The organism is Gemmobacter aquaticus (assembly GCF_007859075.1).
In the GTDB taxonomy this organism is placed as follows: Bacteria; Pseudomonadota; Alphaproteobacteria; order Rhodobacterales; family Rhodobacteraceae; genus Gemmobacter; species Gemmobacter aquaticus.
Genome location: NZ_VOAK01000011.1, coordinates 415,953 through 430,286 on the forward strand (window position 1 = coordinate 415,953; position 14,334 = coordinate 430,286).

Below are 14,334 nucleotides of genomic sequence, written 5' to 3' on the forward strand. Positions count from 1 at the left end.
GCTAACTTCCGAGCTTGCGGCGGGCATGCCACCCGCCTAACCTTCGCACGACACGGGCGGGAGGGAACGCGATGAGCGTGCGTTGGGGTATTCTAGGGGCGGCGAAGTTCGCGCAGAACCACATGGGACCGGCGATCCACGCGGCCAAGGGGGCCGAGCTGGCGGCGCTGGCAACCTCATCCGAGGAAAAAGCGGCGGGATTTCGTGCCTTTGCGCCCGGACTGCGCCTGCATGACAGCTACGAGGCGTTGCTGGCCGATCCCGGCATCGATGCGGTCTATATCCCGCTGCCCAACACCCTGCATCTGGAGTGGTCGCTGAAGGCCATCGCTGCCGGCAAGCATGTGTTGACCGAAAAGCCCATGACCATGCAGGCGGCCGAGTTCGAGCAGCTGATCGCCGCGCGCGATGCCAGCGGGCTCGTGGTGGCCGAGGCCTATATGATCGTGCATCACCCGCAATGGCAGAAGGCGCGCGACCTGATTGCCGAGGGCGCGATTGGCCGGCTGGAGCATGTCGATACCGCCTTCAGCTATGACAACCGGACCGAGCCGGGCAATATCCGCAACCGTCCCGAAACCGGGGGCGGCGGCATCCGTGACATCGGGGTCTACACCTATGGATCGGTGCGCTTTGCCGCAGCGGCCGAACCCGTGAACCTGCAGGCGCGTTTGCGTCGGGAGAATGGGGTCGATACCTTTGCCCATGTCACCGGCGAGATGGAGGGGCCGCAGGGGCGTTTCACCTATTCGGCCATCACCTCGATGCGGCTTTTCCCGCGTCAGGAAGTGATCTTCCAGGGCACGACCGGCCTGATCCGCCTGACCGCACCGTTCAATGCGGGGCTCTTCGGCGAGGCGCAGGTAGAGCTACATCGCGGCGGCGGGGTCTCTGAGCTGTTCCGTTATTCCGGCGTCAACCACTATGTCCTGCAGGTTGAAGCCTTTGGGCGCAGCGTGACAGAGGGGGCGCCCTATCCATGCTCGATGGAGTTCTCGAAGGGCACGCAGGCCATGATCGACACGATCTTCGCCTGCGGTGTGGAATTCTGAGAGGGCGCAGGGGGCTGTCCGCCCCCTCTGGTCGGCGGCCAGCTCACCCCCGAAAGTTCTTGGTGCCCGGATGAAGGGGTCAGGCCGCCATCGTGACCACGATCTTGCCGGTCGAGCGGCGTTCGCGCAGGCAGGAGAGTGCCTCGGAGGCATGTGACAAGGGGAAGCGGTGGCTGATGTGGGGTTTCAGGCTGCCATCCGCGATCCAGTCGGCAAGCGTGCGCAGGCTTGCGGTCAGAACATCGGGGCGGAACGTCAGGTAGCCGCCCCAGTAGAGGCCCATCACGGTCAGGTTCTTGACGAGCAGCAGGTTGGCCGGGATCTGCGGCACTTCGCCACCGGCAAAGCCGATGGTCAGGATGCGCCCCTCAGGCCGTGTGGCGCGCAGCGCTTCAGAAAAGGCGGGCTCGCCCACCGAGTCATAGACGACATCCACCCCGCCAAGCTCGCGCAGGGCCTCGCGCAGGCCGGGGGCGTCGCTGTCGATCACATGGTCGGCACCGGCCTGGCGCGCAACCTCCAGCTTTTCGGCGCCGCGGGCCGAGGCGATGACCCGCGCGCCCATCCGTTTGCCGATCTCGACTGCCGTCAGGCCAACGCCGCCCGCCGCACCGGTCACGAACAGCGTCTCACCTGGCTGCAGGTGCGCGCGGTGATCGAGCGACAGGTGCGACGTCCCGTAGGCGATCTGGAACGCGGCGGCGGTTTCGAAATCAAGCGCTGCTGGCAGGGGAAGGCAGCGGCTTGCGGCGACATTCGCCTCGGTTGCAAGGCCGCCCTGTCCGGCAAAGGCCGCGACCCGGTCGCCGATCCTGAACCCGGTCACATCTTCCCCAAGGGCGATGACGGTTCCCGCCATCTCCATCCCGAGGGTGAAGGGGAGCGCGGGTTTTTCCTGATAGCGCCCGTCGATCATCAGAAGGTCCGCAAAGTTCAGCGCACAGGCCGCAATCCGCAGGCGCAACTCGCCACGGGCGGGCGCAGGCAGGGTGATCTCGCGCAGGACAGGCGCGACGTGAAGGGTTTCGAGTTGTAGCGCTTGCACGTCAGAATCGCTCCGGTTGCAGGACTGGAATCATTGTCGAAAAAGGACCTTAGCGAAGAGAGAATCGCTGTCCAGAAGGGGGAAGATTGGGCTTGCGTGGTGGTCAAAAACTGGGCACAACTATTTGGTGAAAGCCCCTGTATCAGAGAAAGCAGGGGCGGAATGCGGTGGCCAAGGGTGAATTTGCGCTGCAATCCCGGACTGTTGTTCGATGGTGCGACGGGCACTGTCTAAAAAGACAGGTAGCCGTTTTGAGTGTTACATGACAATAAGGAGAAGCCGGGCAGCATCCTACACCCATAGGCTGCAAACCGGTGGTAACGGTAAATTTTGTCACTTGGGAGTATTGAAGATGAAGCACCCCGTTGATGCGCATGTGGGCAAGCGTATCCGGCATCGCCGCTGGATGGTGGGCATGACCCAGCAACAGCTGGCTGATCAGGTCGGGATTAAATTTCAGCAGATTCAGAAATACGAAACCGGCATGAACCGTGTCAGCGCCTCCCGCCTGTGGGACATCGCCGAGACGCTTGGTGTGCACATCGGTTTCTTCTTTGAAGGTCTTGATGAAAAACGCGACGTGGCCGTGCCCGTCGAAGGCGACATGCTGGCCGACAAAGAGGCGCTGGAGCTGGTTCGGTCTTACTACGCCATCCCCGAAGCGCAGCGCCGCCGCCTGTTTGATCTGGCGCGCGTGCTGAGCGACGCTGCCTGAACACCGGGCTCCGCCCCTGGTGCGGAAGAAGACGGGGTGCCGGGAAAGGCGCGCCGGTGATGTGATGAAACGCCTCTTTGCTTGACCGGCCTGACGGGCATCGCTAGCCCTTGGACGGCAAGCAAGAGGTGACAGATATGACGGTGCTGACAGAGGCGACACGCGCGGACCTGATTTCAGTCGCGCATGAACTGGCAGACGCGGCGCGGACAGCGACGTTGAGCCATTTCCGCAGCGCCGATTTGACCGCAGACAACAAGGAAAGCCACCGGTTTGATCCGGTAACTGTTGCCGACCGCCTCTCGGAACAGCGCATGCGTGAGATTCTGGGGCGGCGTCGCCCCTTGGATGGCATTCTTGGCGAGGAATTCGGCGCCAGTGTCGGAAGTTCGGGCCTGACCTGGGTGCTCGACCCCATTGATGGCACGCGGTCTTATCTTTGCGGCACGCCCACCTGGGGGGTGCTGATCTCGGTCGCAGATGCCTCGGGGCCGATCTATGGCCTGATCGACCAGCCCTATACCGGCGAGCGGTTCGAGGGCGGCTTTGGCATTGCCAGAATGGTGGGTCCGCATTGGACGCGTCCTCTGGCCACCCGGACGGCGCGTGACCTAGGCGAATGCATCATCATGTCGACATTCCCAGAAGTCGGGACAGCAGAAGAGGGCGCGGCATTCCACGCGCTTGCGCGCGAGTGTCGGCTGACGCGCTATGGCACAGACTGCTACGCCTATGCGCTGCTGGCGGCGGGACATATCGATCTGGTCGTCGAAGCAGGGCTGCAGGCCTATGACGTTCAGGCCCCCATTGCCGTGATCGAGGCTGCGGGCGGCATCGTCACCGACTGGGAGGGCAGGCCCGCGCATCAGGGCGGGCGGATACTGGCGGCTTCGTCCCCGGCGGTCCACAAGGCAGCGATGGCCGTCCTGCGGGGCTGAGCCCACTCTTGCGTCAGCACGGCGTTTCAGGGCAGATTGGCCCTGACGCGCCGAGTCCTTCCCCCCTTCTGTCGCGCGTCCGGCCGGGAAACCGAAGGGGCAAGACAAAGGACCCGGGAAATGACCCAACAGATATTGATCCGTAACGCATTGGCCGTGGTGACGATGGACCACGCGCGGCGCGAGATTGCGGGCGGCGATGTGCTGATCCGCGATGGCATAGTTGAGGCGGTGGGGCAGGGGCTGCAGGCATCCGGCGCAGAGGTGGTGGATGCCACGGGCTGCGTTGTGACTCCGGGCCTGGTGAACACGCACCATCACCTCTATCAGACGCTGACGCGGGCGGTGCCGGGCGGACAGGATGCGCTGCTCTTTGGCTGGCTCAAGACGCTCTACCCGATCTGGGCGCGGTTCGGCCCGGAAGAGATGTTCGTCTCGGCCGAGATCGGGTTGGCCGAACTTGCACTCTCGGGCTGCAGCCTGACCTCGGACCACCTTTATCTCTACCCAAACGGCGCGCGGCTTGATGACACGATTGCCGCCGCGACTGAGGTGGGTCTGCGCTTCCATCCGACGCGCGGGGCGATGAGCATTGGCGAAAGCGCCGGTGGATTGCCACCGGACAGTCTGGTGGAGGCCGAGGATGCGATCCTGAAGGACAGCATCCGCGTTATCGACACCTTCCACGACCCTGCCGAGGGCGCGATGGTGCGTGTGGGGCTGGCCCCCTGTTCACCGTTCTCGGTCAGCCGCGATCTGATGCGCGATGCAGCCCTGCTGGCCCGCGACAAGGGGGTGATGCTGCATACGCACCTTGCCGAGAATGACGAGGATATCGCCTATAGCCTTGCCAATTTCGGCTGCCGCCCCGGACAGTATGCCGAGGATCTGGGCTGGACGGGGGCCGATGTCTGGCATGCGCATTGCGTGAAGCTGGACGGGGCCGAGATCGACCTGTTTGCTCGCAGCCAGACCGGGGTGGCGCATTGCCCCTGTTCCAACTGTCGGCTTGGGTCGGGCATCGCGCCTGTGCGTGCCATGCGGGACAACGGGGTGCGTGTCGGGCTTGGCGTCGATGGCTCTGCATCGAATGATGCGGGCAATCTGATGGATGAGGTGCGCCAGACGCTGCTTCTGCAACGGGTGGCGCGTGGGGCGGATGCGATGTCGGCGCGCGAGGCGCTGGAGATTGCCACGCTGGGGGGCGCTCAGGTGCTGGGGCGCAATGACTGCGGCAGCCTTGCGCCGGGCAAACGGGCCGATATTGCTGTCTGGGACATGCGCGGCATTGAGGCGGCAGGTGCGTGGGACCCGGTCGCGGCGCTGGTCCTCTGTGGTCCCGGTCAGGCGCGGCATCTGTTCGTCGAAGGGCGGCAGGTGGTGCGCGATCACCAGCTTGCTACCATCGACCTTCCCCTGGTGATCGAGCGGCAGAACGCACTGGCACGGCGGCTGGCCAACGCTTGACGCTTGCGCCGCGCCGTGCGCTTTGGCATGACCGCCCCAAAGGGAGACCTGCGATGAGTCACGACTACAAAGCCCAGAAAGCCGAGACCTTTGAAAGCTTCGAGGCCTTCGCCGCCGATGCGCCCGAGGTCGCCATCATCACCTATCAGTTCTACCCCGAGGATATCGACGCCAATTGGGACGGGGTGCAGAAGGCGCTGCAGGATCGCGGTTTCCGCACCAACCGCGACGATGAGGACGAACTTCTCGACGCGATGATCGGCCCCTTGAAGATTTCGGCCGATGTCATCTGGCAGCACGAGAAAATCGCCACCGAAATCGCGTTGAAGTTCGACTTCACGCCGGATGGCTGGGGTCTGCTGGAAGAGTAAGCGAACCCCGGACCGGGAGGGGATCTCGGCCCGGGGAATTGGCCGCGAGGATGCCTTGGGGGACGGCGGCCCGAATCGCGCTGTGCGCCTGCCCATTAGCTCGTGATCCTGCAACAGGATCGTGACGGCTTAGGCCAGCCGGCGCATGCCCCCACGCAAAAGGCGCAGGCCCAGCGATTTGGCAAAGCTGATCGCGGCGGCGACCATCCCCGCCAGCCCGGCAAACAGCTCTTGCGCCAGATCCGAAAGGCGGATGCCAAGGCGCATCATGCGGGCCTTGCCCAGAACCTCGATGCTGCCCAAGGTGCGCGGCCCGAGTGCCGTGGAGGCACGCGCCATGCGGCGGGCGTCATTGGCATCATCAATATGGGGCAGAAGGCGCAGCGCGGTCTTGGGGTCGGTCGCCTCGGCCACGCGCCACAGATCGGTCGCGGCAGCACCGATGGCGGCAACGGGGGCACGGTTGAATACACAGGGCAGGTCAGTTGGCCAGCGCACTTGCTTGAGCGCGGCCATGTCCACGGCCTCATCCCCCATGCGCAGAAGCCAGCGTTCCATCCCGGGCGACAGAAGCCGCATACCGCGCGCAAGCTTCAGCCCCGATGCGCCTGCCTTGACCGCAATTGAGCTGCCTTCGGTCACGACAATCGCCGCCGTCGCGCCCAGTCCGATGGCCGAGAGCGTCAGGTTCAAGGTGTCCACCGGTCGGCCCCGTGCGGCGTTCAACCCCTCTTGCGCAAGGCCCGCCACATCGCCCACCGGCGTAAAGCTGATCGGGACATTGCAGATCAGCGTTTCTGATATCGAGCAGCTTTCCACGTCGAACATGCAGCGCCCGCAAGCCGTGGCCTTGGCGAGCATGCTCGAATCCTCGTCCCAGGCAGCGCTGATGCGCAGTGCCAGCGCCGGGTCGACAGGGATGCCCCGTTCCGCCGCGACATCCTCGACCGCACGCAGTGCGATCCAGTCGCGCGGTGTCTCGTTCAGATAGCCCTCAATCAGCGTGTGGATCCGCTGGGGCGTTGCGGCCCGCGCCATGGCCGCATCGACCGCGGCCCGGAATTCGGCCTCGCCACGTTCCACATAGGGCGTCAGCGCAGGGTTCTCGCGCAGTTCAAGCACGCCGCGCACGACCAGCACGACAGAAATCACGAACAGGACATGAAGCCCTGCCCGTGCAATCAATCGCAGGCCGCGCCCGGCCATCACACCTGCCGCGAACGCACCATGCCGACGATGTCATAGACCTCGTCGAGGATGGGGCGGGCGATGGCCTCGGCGCGGGCAGACCCTTCGCCAAGGATCCGGTCGATCTCGGCCGGGTCGGCCATCAGGCGGTTCATCTCGGTCGTGATGGGCGACAGCACGCTGACGGCAAGTTCCGCAAGCCGGGGCTTGAAGGTGCCGAACTGGGCGCCTGCATGCTCGGCCACCACCGCAGCGGGCGTAAGCCCCGCGAGGGCTGCGTAGATGTTCACCAGATTGCGCGCCTCGGGCCGGTCTTTCAGGCCGTCGAGCGTGTCGGGCAGCGGCTCGGGGTCGGTCTTGGCCTTGCGGATCTTGGCGGCGATGGCGTCGGCATCGTCGGTCAGGTTGATGCGGCTCTGGTCCGAGGGGTCGGACTTCGACATCTTCTTCGATCCGTCGCGCAAGCTCATGACGCGGGTGGCCGCGCCTTCGATCACCGGCTCGGTGATGGGGAAGAAGTTCACGCCGTAGTCGTTGTTGAACTTGGCCGCGATGTCGCGTGTCAGCTCAAGATGCTGCTTCTGATCCTCGCCCACCGGCACATGGGTTGCCTTGTAGGCCAGAATGTCGGCCGCCATCAGCGCGGGATAGGCAAAGAGACCCAGCGAGGCATTCTCGCTGTTCTTGCCGGCCTTGTCCTTCCACTGCGTCATGCGGCCCATCCAGCCCATCCGCGCGACGCAGTTGAATATCCAGCCGAGTTCCGCATGCGCGCTGACCTGGCTCTGGTTGAAGAGGATCGAGCGTTTCGGGTCGATCCCGGCGGCGATGAAGGCGGCAGCCCCCTCACGCGTTTGCCGGCGCAAGTCTGCGGGGCTTTGCCAGACAGTGATCGCATGCATGTCCACGAGGCAGTAGATCGTCTCGATCCCTTCGTCCTGCTTCTCGACAAAGCGCTTCAGCGCGCCAAGGTAATTGCCAAGAGTAAGACCGCCCGAGGGCTGGATTCCCGAAAAGATCCGGGGGGTGAAGGTCTGAGGCGTTTGGACCGGCTCGGACATATGCGTTCTCCGTCTGGAAATGGCTGGGGCTTCGGCTTACCTTCCGGGCGGCGGGCCGTCAATGAAGGCACCCGCAGGAGTGAGGTGCCCATGCGCGATACCCTGAATGCCCCGCCGCTGAACCCGCTGCCGCCGGTGGTCTGGCTGCTTGCCCTGCCGATCATCGCGATGGAGGTGGTGCTGGCGGCTGGCGCAGGTGGTCTGGTCGGTGGTCCTGCGGCGATTGGCTGGCGGATCGAGGCGCTGCAGCGCTTTGCCGTGATCCCGGATCTGACGCGCTACATGTGGACGAATGGTGTCTGGCCCATCGAGGCCCTCGCGCGGTTCATCCTTTACCCCTTTGTTCAGGGCACGACGACGCAGGCGGTATTCGTGGTTGTGATCCTGCTGGCGCTTGGCAAGAAGGTGGCCGAGATCTTTCGCTGGTGGGCGGTGCTCGTCATCTTCTTTGGCGCGTCGATCATCGGCGCGCTTGCCTTCAGTGCCCAACCTTGGGTGACCGCCCCGCTGTTCGGGGGGTATCCGGGTAACTACGGGCTGATCGGGGCCTTCACCTATCTGCTGCTCATGCGGCAAGACGCGGTGGGGGCGGCACGCCTGCCCGCGTTCCGCATGATCCTGTTCCTTCTGGGCGCCCAATTGCTTTTCAGCCTGCTGTTCGGGGGGGCGGATTACTGGGTTGCCGACCTCGCGGGCTTTGTTGCAGGCTTTGCGCTCAGCTTCGTGGTCAGTCCCGGCGGTGTGTCGCGGCTGACCTCGCGCCTGCGTCAGCGCTGATCCGTGCTGAGCAGCGCGGCGATCAATCCATCGGTCGCGGCCTCCAGCAGATCAAGCGTCTGGTCAAAATCGCCGGTGTACCAAGGGTCTGGCACTTCGGTCAGGCCGCAATCCGGGGCGTAGCTCAAGAACAGTTTGGGCAGGGGTCCCATACCCGCCTGCGCCCGCAGGGCCGAGGCTTTGCGCTGGTTGGCGTTGTCCATCGTCAGGATCATGTCAAACCGCGCGAAGTCCGAGACGGAGAGCTGGCGCGCTCGCAGAGCCTCCAGCCGGTATCCGCGCGCCGTCGCGGCGGCGATCATCGGCGGATGTGGCGGCTCTCCCACATGCCAGTCACCGGTGCCGGCGCTGTCGACCTCTACCATCAGGCCTGCGCGGGCGGCCTTTGCGCGCAGCACGGCTTCAGCCGCCGGGGAACGGCAGATATTGCCAAGGCAGACAAACAGGATGTGCCGGGTCATGTGTGGTTCCTTGGGTGGGCCTGCGGAGCCAGACATAGCCCCGCTGGCCCGCTTGATCAGTTTGAGGCGCCATGCTTGTGCATCTGGCCTTCGCCCATGCCGCCGCCCATCTGCATGCCGGGCCCGTCCTGACGTTCCAGGTCGACGGGGATCTTGATGGTGACGTCGCCCGCCTTTTCAAAGGTCAGCGTCACGTCGACCATGTCGCCATGTGCCAGCCCACGGTTCAGGCCAAGGAACATCACATGGTCGCCCCCACGCGCCAGCGCATGGCTGCCGTGGGCGGGAATGGCAAAGCCCTCCTTCACCTCGAGCATCTGCATGTTTCCGGCCGAATCCGCCCGATGGGTATGCAACTCTACACGCTGCGCTACATCCGAAGTGGCCGAGATCAGGCGGTCGTCCGTGTCGGTGGTGTTTTCGATCACCATGAAGGCAGCGCCTGCCTTCGCGTTCATGGAGGAAGAGCGCGCGTAGGCGTCATTCACGACGATCCCTTCGGCGAGGGCGGGCAGGGCGAAAATTGCCAACATGGTGGCAGAGAGCAGCGATGTCTTGAGCATCGGTCGGATCCTTGTCTGAAAGTTCAATAACTGGGGTTCAGCAGGGATCAGCGGGTGGGTCACGGGCCGAGCGGAGAGGCGGCGCATGGTCGGCAACGGCCGCACGTTGCCCGGCTGCGCGCGGGGCCACGGTATCTGGCGCCGGTGGCACGAGAATCGGCTCGGGCAGAATCGAGAGACCCGCGATGACGCAATCCGGGCAAGGGTGCACGGGCTTCTGCGAGCCGCCAGAGGCCAGCTTCAACGTGATGATCTGATCGCCCGAGCAGATCTCGATCACGTCCATCAGCGCCGGCTGCATACGTGCCAAGGCAATGCCGCCGCTGCCGATGGCAAGGACAAGACAGATAAGTCCGGCGATTGCACTGCGCAGGCGGGTCATGCCGAAAGACTACCTGCTGGTGCGAAAAAGGCAAATGCGACAAAGCGTGCGCAGGGCCTTTCGCAAACGACAAAAGCCCCGCGAGCACATCGCAGGGCCTTCATGCATCGACCGGAAAGGATCAGGCTGCTGCCTGGGCCTTTTCGATGTCTTTCTTGATTTTCAGCGCCTTAGCCGACAGCTCTTCGTCCTTGGCCTTGGCCAGGAAGGCGTCCAGACCGCCGCGGTGGTCAACAGTGCGCAGGGCAGCCGCCGAAACGCGCATCTTGAACGACTGGCCCAGAACGTCCGACAGCAGGGTGACGTCGTTCAGGTTCGGCAGGAAGCGCCGCTTGGATTTGTTGTTGGCGTGGCTGATGGTGTTACCAACCATCGGGCCTTTACCGCTCAGTTCGCAGACGCGCGACATCTTGTTGTTCCTTGTCTTTCGGACCATTGCCCAAAGGCGGCAGCCCGGAGTAACACCCATGGAGCCCGCTGAGCCAGCCGGCACCGAATTCCATCGCCGCCGTTTAGGCGGATTTCCCGGCATCGTCAAGCGATTCACCATGGACATGCGGCATTGATTTGGCGCGCCTCAGCGACCGAGATGGGCCAGCAGTTCTGCCGCCGCCTCGTCTGGCGTGCGTTCGCCCCGGCCCACGGCTGCGCCCAGCCCCTCCATCAGCCCGCGCAGAGGTTCGCGCGCCAGACGGGCCAGAAGGCTGTGGCGCACCTCTTCCTCGAACCAGTGGCGGGCCTGTTCGGTGCGTCGGCGCTGCCAGTGCCCGGTTTCACGCCGCCAGGCGGTCAGCCTCTCCATCTCGTCCCATGCCTGGGCAAGCCCGTTCTCCTCAAGCGCCGAGACGGCCAGTGCCTTGGGAAAACCCTCAGGATCCTGCGGGCGGCGGCGCAACAGGCGAAGGGCGCCGGCGTAATCGGCCTGCGTGCGCAATGCCGCAGGCTTCAGATCGCCATCGGCCTTGTTCACCAGAATGATGTCGGCCATCTCCATGATACCACGCTTGACGCCCTGCAACTCGTCGCCACCGGCGGGCGCCAGCAGCAGCAGGAACAGGTCGCACATTTCGGCCACCATGGTTTCCGACTGGCCCACGCCTACGGTTTCGATCAGCACGACGTCAAACCCTGCACCCTCACACAACGCGACTGCCTCACGCGTGCGGCGGGCAACACCGCCCAGATGCGTCTGACTGGGCGAAGGGCGGATAAAGGCCCGCGGATCGCGGCTAAGCCGCTCCATCCGGGTCTTGTCGCCAAGGATCGAACCACCTGACCGGGCCGAGGAGGGGTCTACCGCCAGCACGGCAACGCGCAGGCCAAGCCCTGTCAGGAAGCACCCGAAGGATTCGATGAAGGTAGACTTGCCCACCCCAGGCGTGCCGGAAAGGCCGATCCGCAGGGCCTCGCGCCCCGACTTGGCCACCTCGGCCACAAGGACGCGGGCCTCGGCACGGTGATCCTCGCGCGCGCTTTCCACGAGTGTGATCGCGCGGGCCAACGCCCGCCGGTCGCCCGCGATCACGGATTGTGCAAGCGCTGAAACATCCATCTGCCGGCTCCGCAAGTTTGCCAAGTTCGGGCGCGCCAATTCGGCACGAAGGGGCCGATCCTGACAGCTTTGCGCTGTAATGCCCCAGACCGTCCCTATATTCCAGTAGCCAAACGGCGCAGGCGACGCGCTCTGTGCCTTTACAGGAGCGGGCAGGATGGTTTCGACGATACGTATGCTGGCGGCCGCAGCCATCGCGCTGGCGCTGTCTGGTGCGGCGCGGGCCGAAGAGGCGCAGTTCGATTTCGTGTTGCGCGGGATCAAGGCGGGCAGTCTGGCCTGGGCGGGCGAAGGCGAGGCCGGCGGAAACTATGTCGTTCGCGCCCAACTGAAATCGGGCGGACTTGCTGCGCTGATCCGGACCGTGCGCTATGACGCCACCGCCCGTGGCGTGATCACTGACAAGGGCACCTATATCGCGACCACCTATACCGAGGATGCGGACACCGGCAAACGCCAGTCCAAATCCAGCATGTCATGGGTGAAGGGTGTTCCCACGGTGCGCAGCTACCAACCCGCACGCGAGCCGCGCCCTTATGACGTCGATCCCGCGACGCAGGCGGGCACCGTCGACCCGCTGACGGCGATGTTTGCCACCTTGCGCGACGTGGCGCCGGGGCAGGAATGCGGCGTGGACCTGAAGATGTTCGACGGTCGACGCGCCACGGCCATTGTGCTGGGCGCCCCGAAGGCGGATGGCGCAAATGTCGTCTGTGCCGGAGAGTATCGGCGGATCGGCGGCTTCCCTCCGGATGATATGGCGGAACGGACGCGGTTTCCCTTTACTTTGACCTATGCGCCTGCAGGAGACCGGATGCAGGTGGTTGAGGTCGCGATGGACACGCTTTATGGCAAGGCTCGGCTGGTCAGAAGGTAGGCGCTATGGATTACAGCAAATCAGGCTCCGTCGCAGGCGCAAAAAAAGCGCCGACGCGGTACAACGAGAAAAACCAGAAGGGCGGCGAAAAGAACCCCTTCGGATCAAAGGACGACAAGGCCACGCTCATTGCCCGCATGAAGGCGGCGGCCGAGGCCAAGAAAAAGCCCTGAGAGGGGAGGCCCCGGCCAGGCCGGGGCCAGTCGGCCCTTACTTGCGGGTGATGCGCCCGTCGGTAAAGGGCGCATAGGGGGCGTTCTTCGCCAGATACTCGGCCGTCACATCGGCAAGGTCGGGGCCAAAGTCATAGGCGTCTTTCGCATCGACGAACATCTTGTAGCCGTCTCCACCACCGCGAACATAGTTGTTCGACACGGCGAGATACTCCTTGGCCGGATCAATGGCGACCCAGGCCTCGCCGTCCTTGACCATGACATCAGAGACGCGGCTGCCCGCAGGCTGGGCCGGATCGAAAGTGTATTTCAGACCCGCAACCTGCGCAAAACGCCCGGCGCCTTCCTCGATCTGGCTGACGCCGTTTTCCAGGGCGGCGATCACGGTCGCACCTGTGACGGTAAAGGTGGACAGCGTGTTCTGGAACGGCAGAACCGTCAGGACTTCACCCATGGTCACTGGTCCTGCGTCGATCGAGGCGCGCAGTCCCCCGCCGTTGGCAATGGCGATCTGTGCACCCTGCGCTGCCACGCGGTCCAGCATCGCCTCGGCCACCAGATTGCCCATCTGGCATTCCACCGCCCGGCAGGTATCGCGCGAGCCGTCGATGGCTTCGGCCGTTTCGGCAACAACACGGTTCTTCAACTCGGCAATCGGGCCAGCCAGTTCTGCGACTTTCGCCTCAAGTGCCGGATCGGGGGTGATGGAGCTGTCGAGCAGCTTCGTGTCACCCTTGGCCGCGGTCAGCACGCCCGCATCGTCGAAGGTCAGCTCCAGATGGCCAAGGTATTTGGAATAGGCATAGGCCTGCACGACCGGCACCTTGCCGGTCGGACCATCAACCCAGGTGGGGTAGGGACCTGCCGCCTCGGGGTCGGACGCCGAAAGGTACGTGTGGCTGTGACCGCCCACCACCGCGTCAAGCCCCGGCACCGCGGCGGCGATCTCCTGGTCGCGCTTGTAGCCCACATGGGTCAGAGCGATGATCTTGGTGACGCCTGCGGCCTCAAGCTCGGCGACGTCTGATTTCAGGCTGTCGATATCGTCGCGGAAGATCACCGTCGGGCCGGGGGAGGCGGTTTCGGGCGTGTCGGTCGCAAGGGCAGAGACGATGCCCACCTTCTCGCCCCCGACATCGAGCACCGTGTAGCGTTGAACGCGGCCCTTCAGCATGTTGTTCTGGCTGACGTCGATATTGCCCGAGATGATCGGGAACTTCACGCGATCAAGAAAAGTCGCCACGCCCTCGGGGCCGTTGTCGAATTCATGGTTGCCGATGGCCATGGCATCAAAGCCGATCTGTGCCATGAAATCGGCCTCGGCTGCGCCGTGATAGGTGGTGAACATCAGGCTGCCCTGCGACTGGTCGCCTGCATCCAGAACGATGACATTCTGACCCTCGGCGCGCAACGTGTCGCGCAGCCCGTCAATTGCCGCCTTTACCCGCGCAACGCCACCAAAGCAGCCATCCTCAGCCGCGTCCTTTTCCGTGCAGGTGCTGTCGAACTTGTTGATCGGCTCGATCCGGCTGTGAAAATCGTTGATGTGCAGGACATGCAAGGAAAACTCTGCCTGTGCGCTGCCCGCGCAGAGCGCGAGCGCCGCCGTTGCCATCAAAAGGTGGATGCGCATGCTGAAACTCCCAGTTGAATGAACACTGAAAGTCTGCGGGCAGTTGGTGCCTGCGTCAAACGTTCGCGTCCTGATTGTT

At 64.2% G+C, this 14,334-nt stretch carries 17 protein-coding genes; 8 read left to right on the forward strand and 9 right to left on the reverse strand.

What is annotated here, in order from left to right; translation table 11 throughout:
• Positions 1-71 precede the first annotated feature (71 nt).
• Positions 72-1,052, forward strand: coding sequence for a Gfo/Idh/MocA family protein (locus tag FQU74_RS04030; RefSeq protein WP_146285139.1), 981 nt, complete (start codon positions 72-74; stop codon positions 1,050-1,052).
• Positions 1,053-1,131: 79 nt separating this feature from the next.
• On the opposite strand, the gene FQU74_RS04035 is transcribed toward FQU74_RS04030, so the two are convergent.
• Entirely contained in the window at positions 1,132-2,097 is a 966-nt protein-coding gene (locus FQU74_RS04035; RefSeq protein ID WP_146285140.1) for an NADPH:quinone oxidoreductase family protein, read from the reverse strand.
• A gap of 352 nt (positions 2,098-2,449) precedes the next feature.
• On the opposite strand from FQU74_RS04035, the gene FQU74_RS04040 reads away from it, so the two are divergent.
• From FQU74_RS04040 to FQU74_RS04055, 4 genes are all read left to right on the forward strand, one after another.
• On the forward strand, positions 2,450-2,812 hold the full coding sequence (locus FQU74_RS04040) for a helix-turn-helix domain-containing protein (protein WP_146285141.1): 363 nt from the start codon (positions 2,450-2,452) through the stop codon (positions 2,810-2,812).
• 137 nt (positions 2,813-2,949) lie between these two features.
• Positions 2,950-3,750 carry an inositol monophosphatase family protein gene (locus tag FQU74_RS04045; protein ID WP_146285142.1) on the forward strand — a complete coding sequence of 267 codons (801 nt, stop codon included), beginning with the start codon at positions 2,950-2,952 and terminating at the stop codon, positions 3,748-3,750.
• A 120-nt stretch (positions 3,751-3,870) separates the two neighbouring features.
• The gene (locus FQU74_RS04050) at positions 3,871-5,217 is read left to right on the forward strand and encodes an 8-oxoguanine deaminase (protein ID WP_146285143.1); all 1,347 of its coding nucleotides are present in this window, start codon (positions 3,871-3,873) and stop codon (positions 5,215-5,217) included.
• A gap of 53 nt (positions 5,218-5,270) precedes the next feature.
• On the forward strand, positions 5,271-5,588 hold the full coding sequence (locus FQU74_RS04055) for a hypothetical protein (protein WP_146285144.1): 318 nt from the start codon (positions 5,271-5,273) through the stop codon (positions 5,586-5,588).
• A gap of 129 nt (positions 5,589-5,717) precedes the next feature.
• On the opposite strand, the gene FQU74_RS04060 is transcribed toward FQU74_RS04055, so the two are convergent.
• Positions 5,718-6,794, reverse strand: coding sequence for a hypothetical protein (locus tag FQU74_RS04060; RefSeq protein WP_146285145.1), 1,077 nt, complete (start codon positions 6,792-6,794; stop codon positions 5,718-5,720).
• Positions 6,794-7,837, reverse strand: coding sequence for a tryptophan--tRNA ligase (gene trpS / locus FQU74_RS04065; RefSeq protein ID WP_146285146.1), 1,044 nt, complete (start codon positions 7,835-7,837; stop codon positions 6,794-6,796). Before trpS ends, FQU74_RS04060 begins: the two co-directional genes overlap by 1 nt.
• A 90-nt stretch (positions 7,838-7,927) precedes the next feature.
• Here trpS and FQU74_RS04070 point away from each other — a divergent pair, with 90 nt between their 5' ends.
• Entirely contained in the window at positions 7,928-8,614 is a 687-nt protein-coding gene (locus FQU74_RS04070) for a rhomboid family intramembrane serine protease (RefSeq protein ID WP_146285147.1), read from the forward strand.
• Here the strand turns inward: FQU74_RS04070 and FQU74_RS04075 are convergent.
• The 5 genes from FQU74_RS04075 to meaB all read right to left on the reverse strand — a co-directional run bounded on the left by FQU74_RS04075 (position 8,605) and on the right by meaB (position 11,572).
• Complete coding sequence (locus FQU74_RS04075; protein WP_146285148.1) at positions 8,605-9,075, reverse strand: low molecular weight protein-tyrosine-phosphatase; 471 nt, start codon at positions 9,073-9,075, stop codon at positions 8,605-8,607. The genes FQU74_RS04070 and FQU74_RS04075 overlap by 10 nt on opposite strands.
• A gap of 56 nt (positions 9,076-9,131) precedes the next feature.
• On the reverse strand, positions 9,132-9,638 hold the full coding sequence (locus tag FQU74_RS04080) for a copper chaperone PCu(A)C (protein ID WP_146285149.1): 507 nt from the start codon (positions 9,636-9,638) through the stop codon (positions 9,132-9,134).
• 37 nt (positions 9,639-9,675) lie between these two features.
• Positions 9,676-10,020 (reverse strand): hypothetical protein, encoded by a 345-nt coding sequence (locus tag FQU74_RS04085; protein ID WP_146285150.1) that lies wholly within the window; start codon positions 10,018-10,020, stop codon positions 9,676-9,678.
• A 121-nt stretch (positions 10,021-10,141) separates the two neighbouring features.
• Entirely contained in the window at positions 10,142-10,429 is a 288-nt protein-coding gene (gene rpmB, locus FQU74_RS04090) for a 50S ribosomal protein L28 (protein ID WP_146286200.1), read from the reverse strand.
• Between the two features lie 168 nt (positions 10,430-10,597).
• On the reverse strand, positions 10,598-11,572 hold the full coding sequence (meaB, locus tag FQU74_RS04095) for a methylmalonyl Co-A mutase-associated GTPase MeaB (RefSeq protein ID WP_146285151.1): 975 nt from the start codon (positions 11,570-11,572) through the stop codon (positions 10,598-10,600).
• A gap of 157 nt (positions 11,573-11,729) precedes the next feature.
• On the opposite strand from meaB, the gene FQU74_RS04100 reads away from it, so the two are divergent.
• Both FQU74_RS04100 and FQU74_RS19390 read left to right on the forward strand, forming a co-directional pair.
• Positions 11,730-12,449 carry a DUF3108 domain-containing protein gene (locus FQU74_RS04100; RefSeq protein WP_229704325.1) on the forward strand — a complete coding sequence of 240 codons (720 nt, stop codon included), beginning with the start codon at positions 11,730-11,732 and terminating at the stop codon, positions 12,447-12,449.
• 5 nt (positions 12,450-12,454) lie between these two features.
• On the forward strand, positions 12,455-12,622 hold the full coding sequence (locus FQU74_RS19390; protein ID WP_170246191.1) for a hypothetical protein: 168 nt from the start codon (positions 12,455-12,457) through the stop codon (positions 12,620-12,622).
• Positions 12,623-12,659: 37 nt separating this feature from the next.
• Here FQU74_RS19390 and FQU74_RS04105 read toward each other — a convergent pair whose 3' ends face one another.
• Positions 12,660-14,255 carry a bifunctional metallophosphatase/5'-nucleotidase gene (locus tag FQU74_RS04105; protein WP_146285152.1) on the reverse strand — a complete coding sequence of 532 codons (1,596 nt, stop codon included), beginning with the start codon at positions 14,253-14,255 and terminating at the stop codon, positions 12,660-12,662.
• Positions 14,256-14,334: the final 79 nt, after the last annotated feature.

Excerpts from the sequence above, each read along its gene's own strand:
- FQU74_RS04030 (WP_146285139.1), top strand. The coding sequence starts at position 72 with ATGAGCGTGCGTTGGGGTATTCTAGGGGCGGCGAAGTTCGCGCAGAAC.
- FQU74_RS04040 (WP_146285141.1), top strand. The coding sequence starts at position 2,450 with ATGAAGCACCCCGTTGATGCGCATGTGGGCAAGCGTATCCGGCATCGC.
- FQU74_RS04045 (WP_146285142.1), top strand. The coding sequence starts at position 2,950 with ATGACGGTGCTGACAGAGGCGACACGCGCGGACCTGATTTCAGTCGCG.
- FQU74_RS04050 (WP_146285143.1), top strand. The coding sequence starts at position 3,871 with ATGACCCAACAGATATTGATCCGTAACGCATTGGCCGTGGTGACGATG.
- FQU74_RS04055 (WP_146285144.1), top strand. The coding sequence starts at position 5,271 with ATGAGTCACGACTACAAAGCCCAGAAAGCCGAGACCTTTGAAAGCTTC.
- FQU74_RS04060 (WP_146285145.1), bottom strand. The coding sequence starts at position 6,794 with ATGGCCGGGCGCGGCCTGCGATTGATTGCACGGGCAGGGCTTCATGTC.
- trpS (WP_146285146.1), bottom strand. The coding sequence starts at position 7,837 with ATGTCCGAGCCGGTCCAAACGCCTCAGACCTTCACCCCCCGGATCTTT.
- FQU74_RS04070 (WP_146285147.1), top strand. The coding sequence starts at position 7,928 with ATGCGCGATACCCTGAATGCCCCGCCGCTGAACCCGCTGCCGCCGGTG.
- FQU74_RS04075 (WP_146285148.1), bottom strand. The coding sequence starts at position 9,075 with ATGACCCGGCACATCCTGTTTGTCTGCCTTGGCAATATCTGCCGTTCC.
- FQU74_RS04080 (WP_146285149.1), bottom strand. The coding sequence starts at position 9,638 with ATGCTCAAGACATCGCTGCTCTCTGCCACCATGTTGGCAATTTTCGCC.
- FQU74_RS04085 (WP_146285150.1), bottom strand. The coding sequence starts at position 10,020 with ATGACCCGCCTGCGCAGTGCAATCGCCGGACTTATCTGTCTTGTCCTT.
- rpmB (WP_146286200.1), bottom strand. The coding sequence starts at position 10,429 with ATGTCGCGCGTCTGCGAACTGAGCGGTAAAGGCCCGATGGTTGGTAAC.
- meaB (WP_146285151.1), bottom strand. The coding sequence starts at position 11,572 with ATGGATGTTTCAGCGCTTGCACAATCCGTGATCGCGGGCGACCGGCGG.
- FQU74_RS04100 (WP_229704325.1), top strand. The coding sequence starts at position 11,730 with ATGGTTTCGACGATACGTATGCTGGCGGCCGCAGCCATCGCGCTGGCG.
- FQU74_RS19390 (WP_170246191.1), top strand. The coding sequence starts at position 12,455 with ATGGATTACAGCAAATCAGGCTCCGTCGCAGGCGCAAAAAAAGCGCCG.
- FQU74_RS04105 (WP_146285152.1), bottom strand. The coding sequence starts at position 14,255 with ATGCGCATCCACCTTTTGATGGCAACGGCGGCGCTCGCGCTCTGCGCG.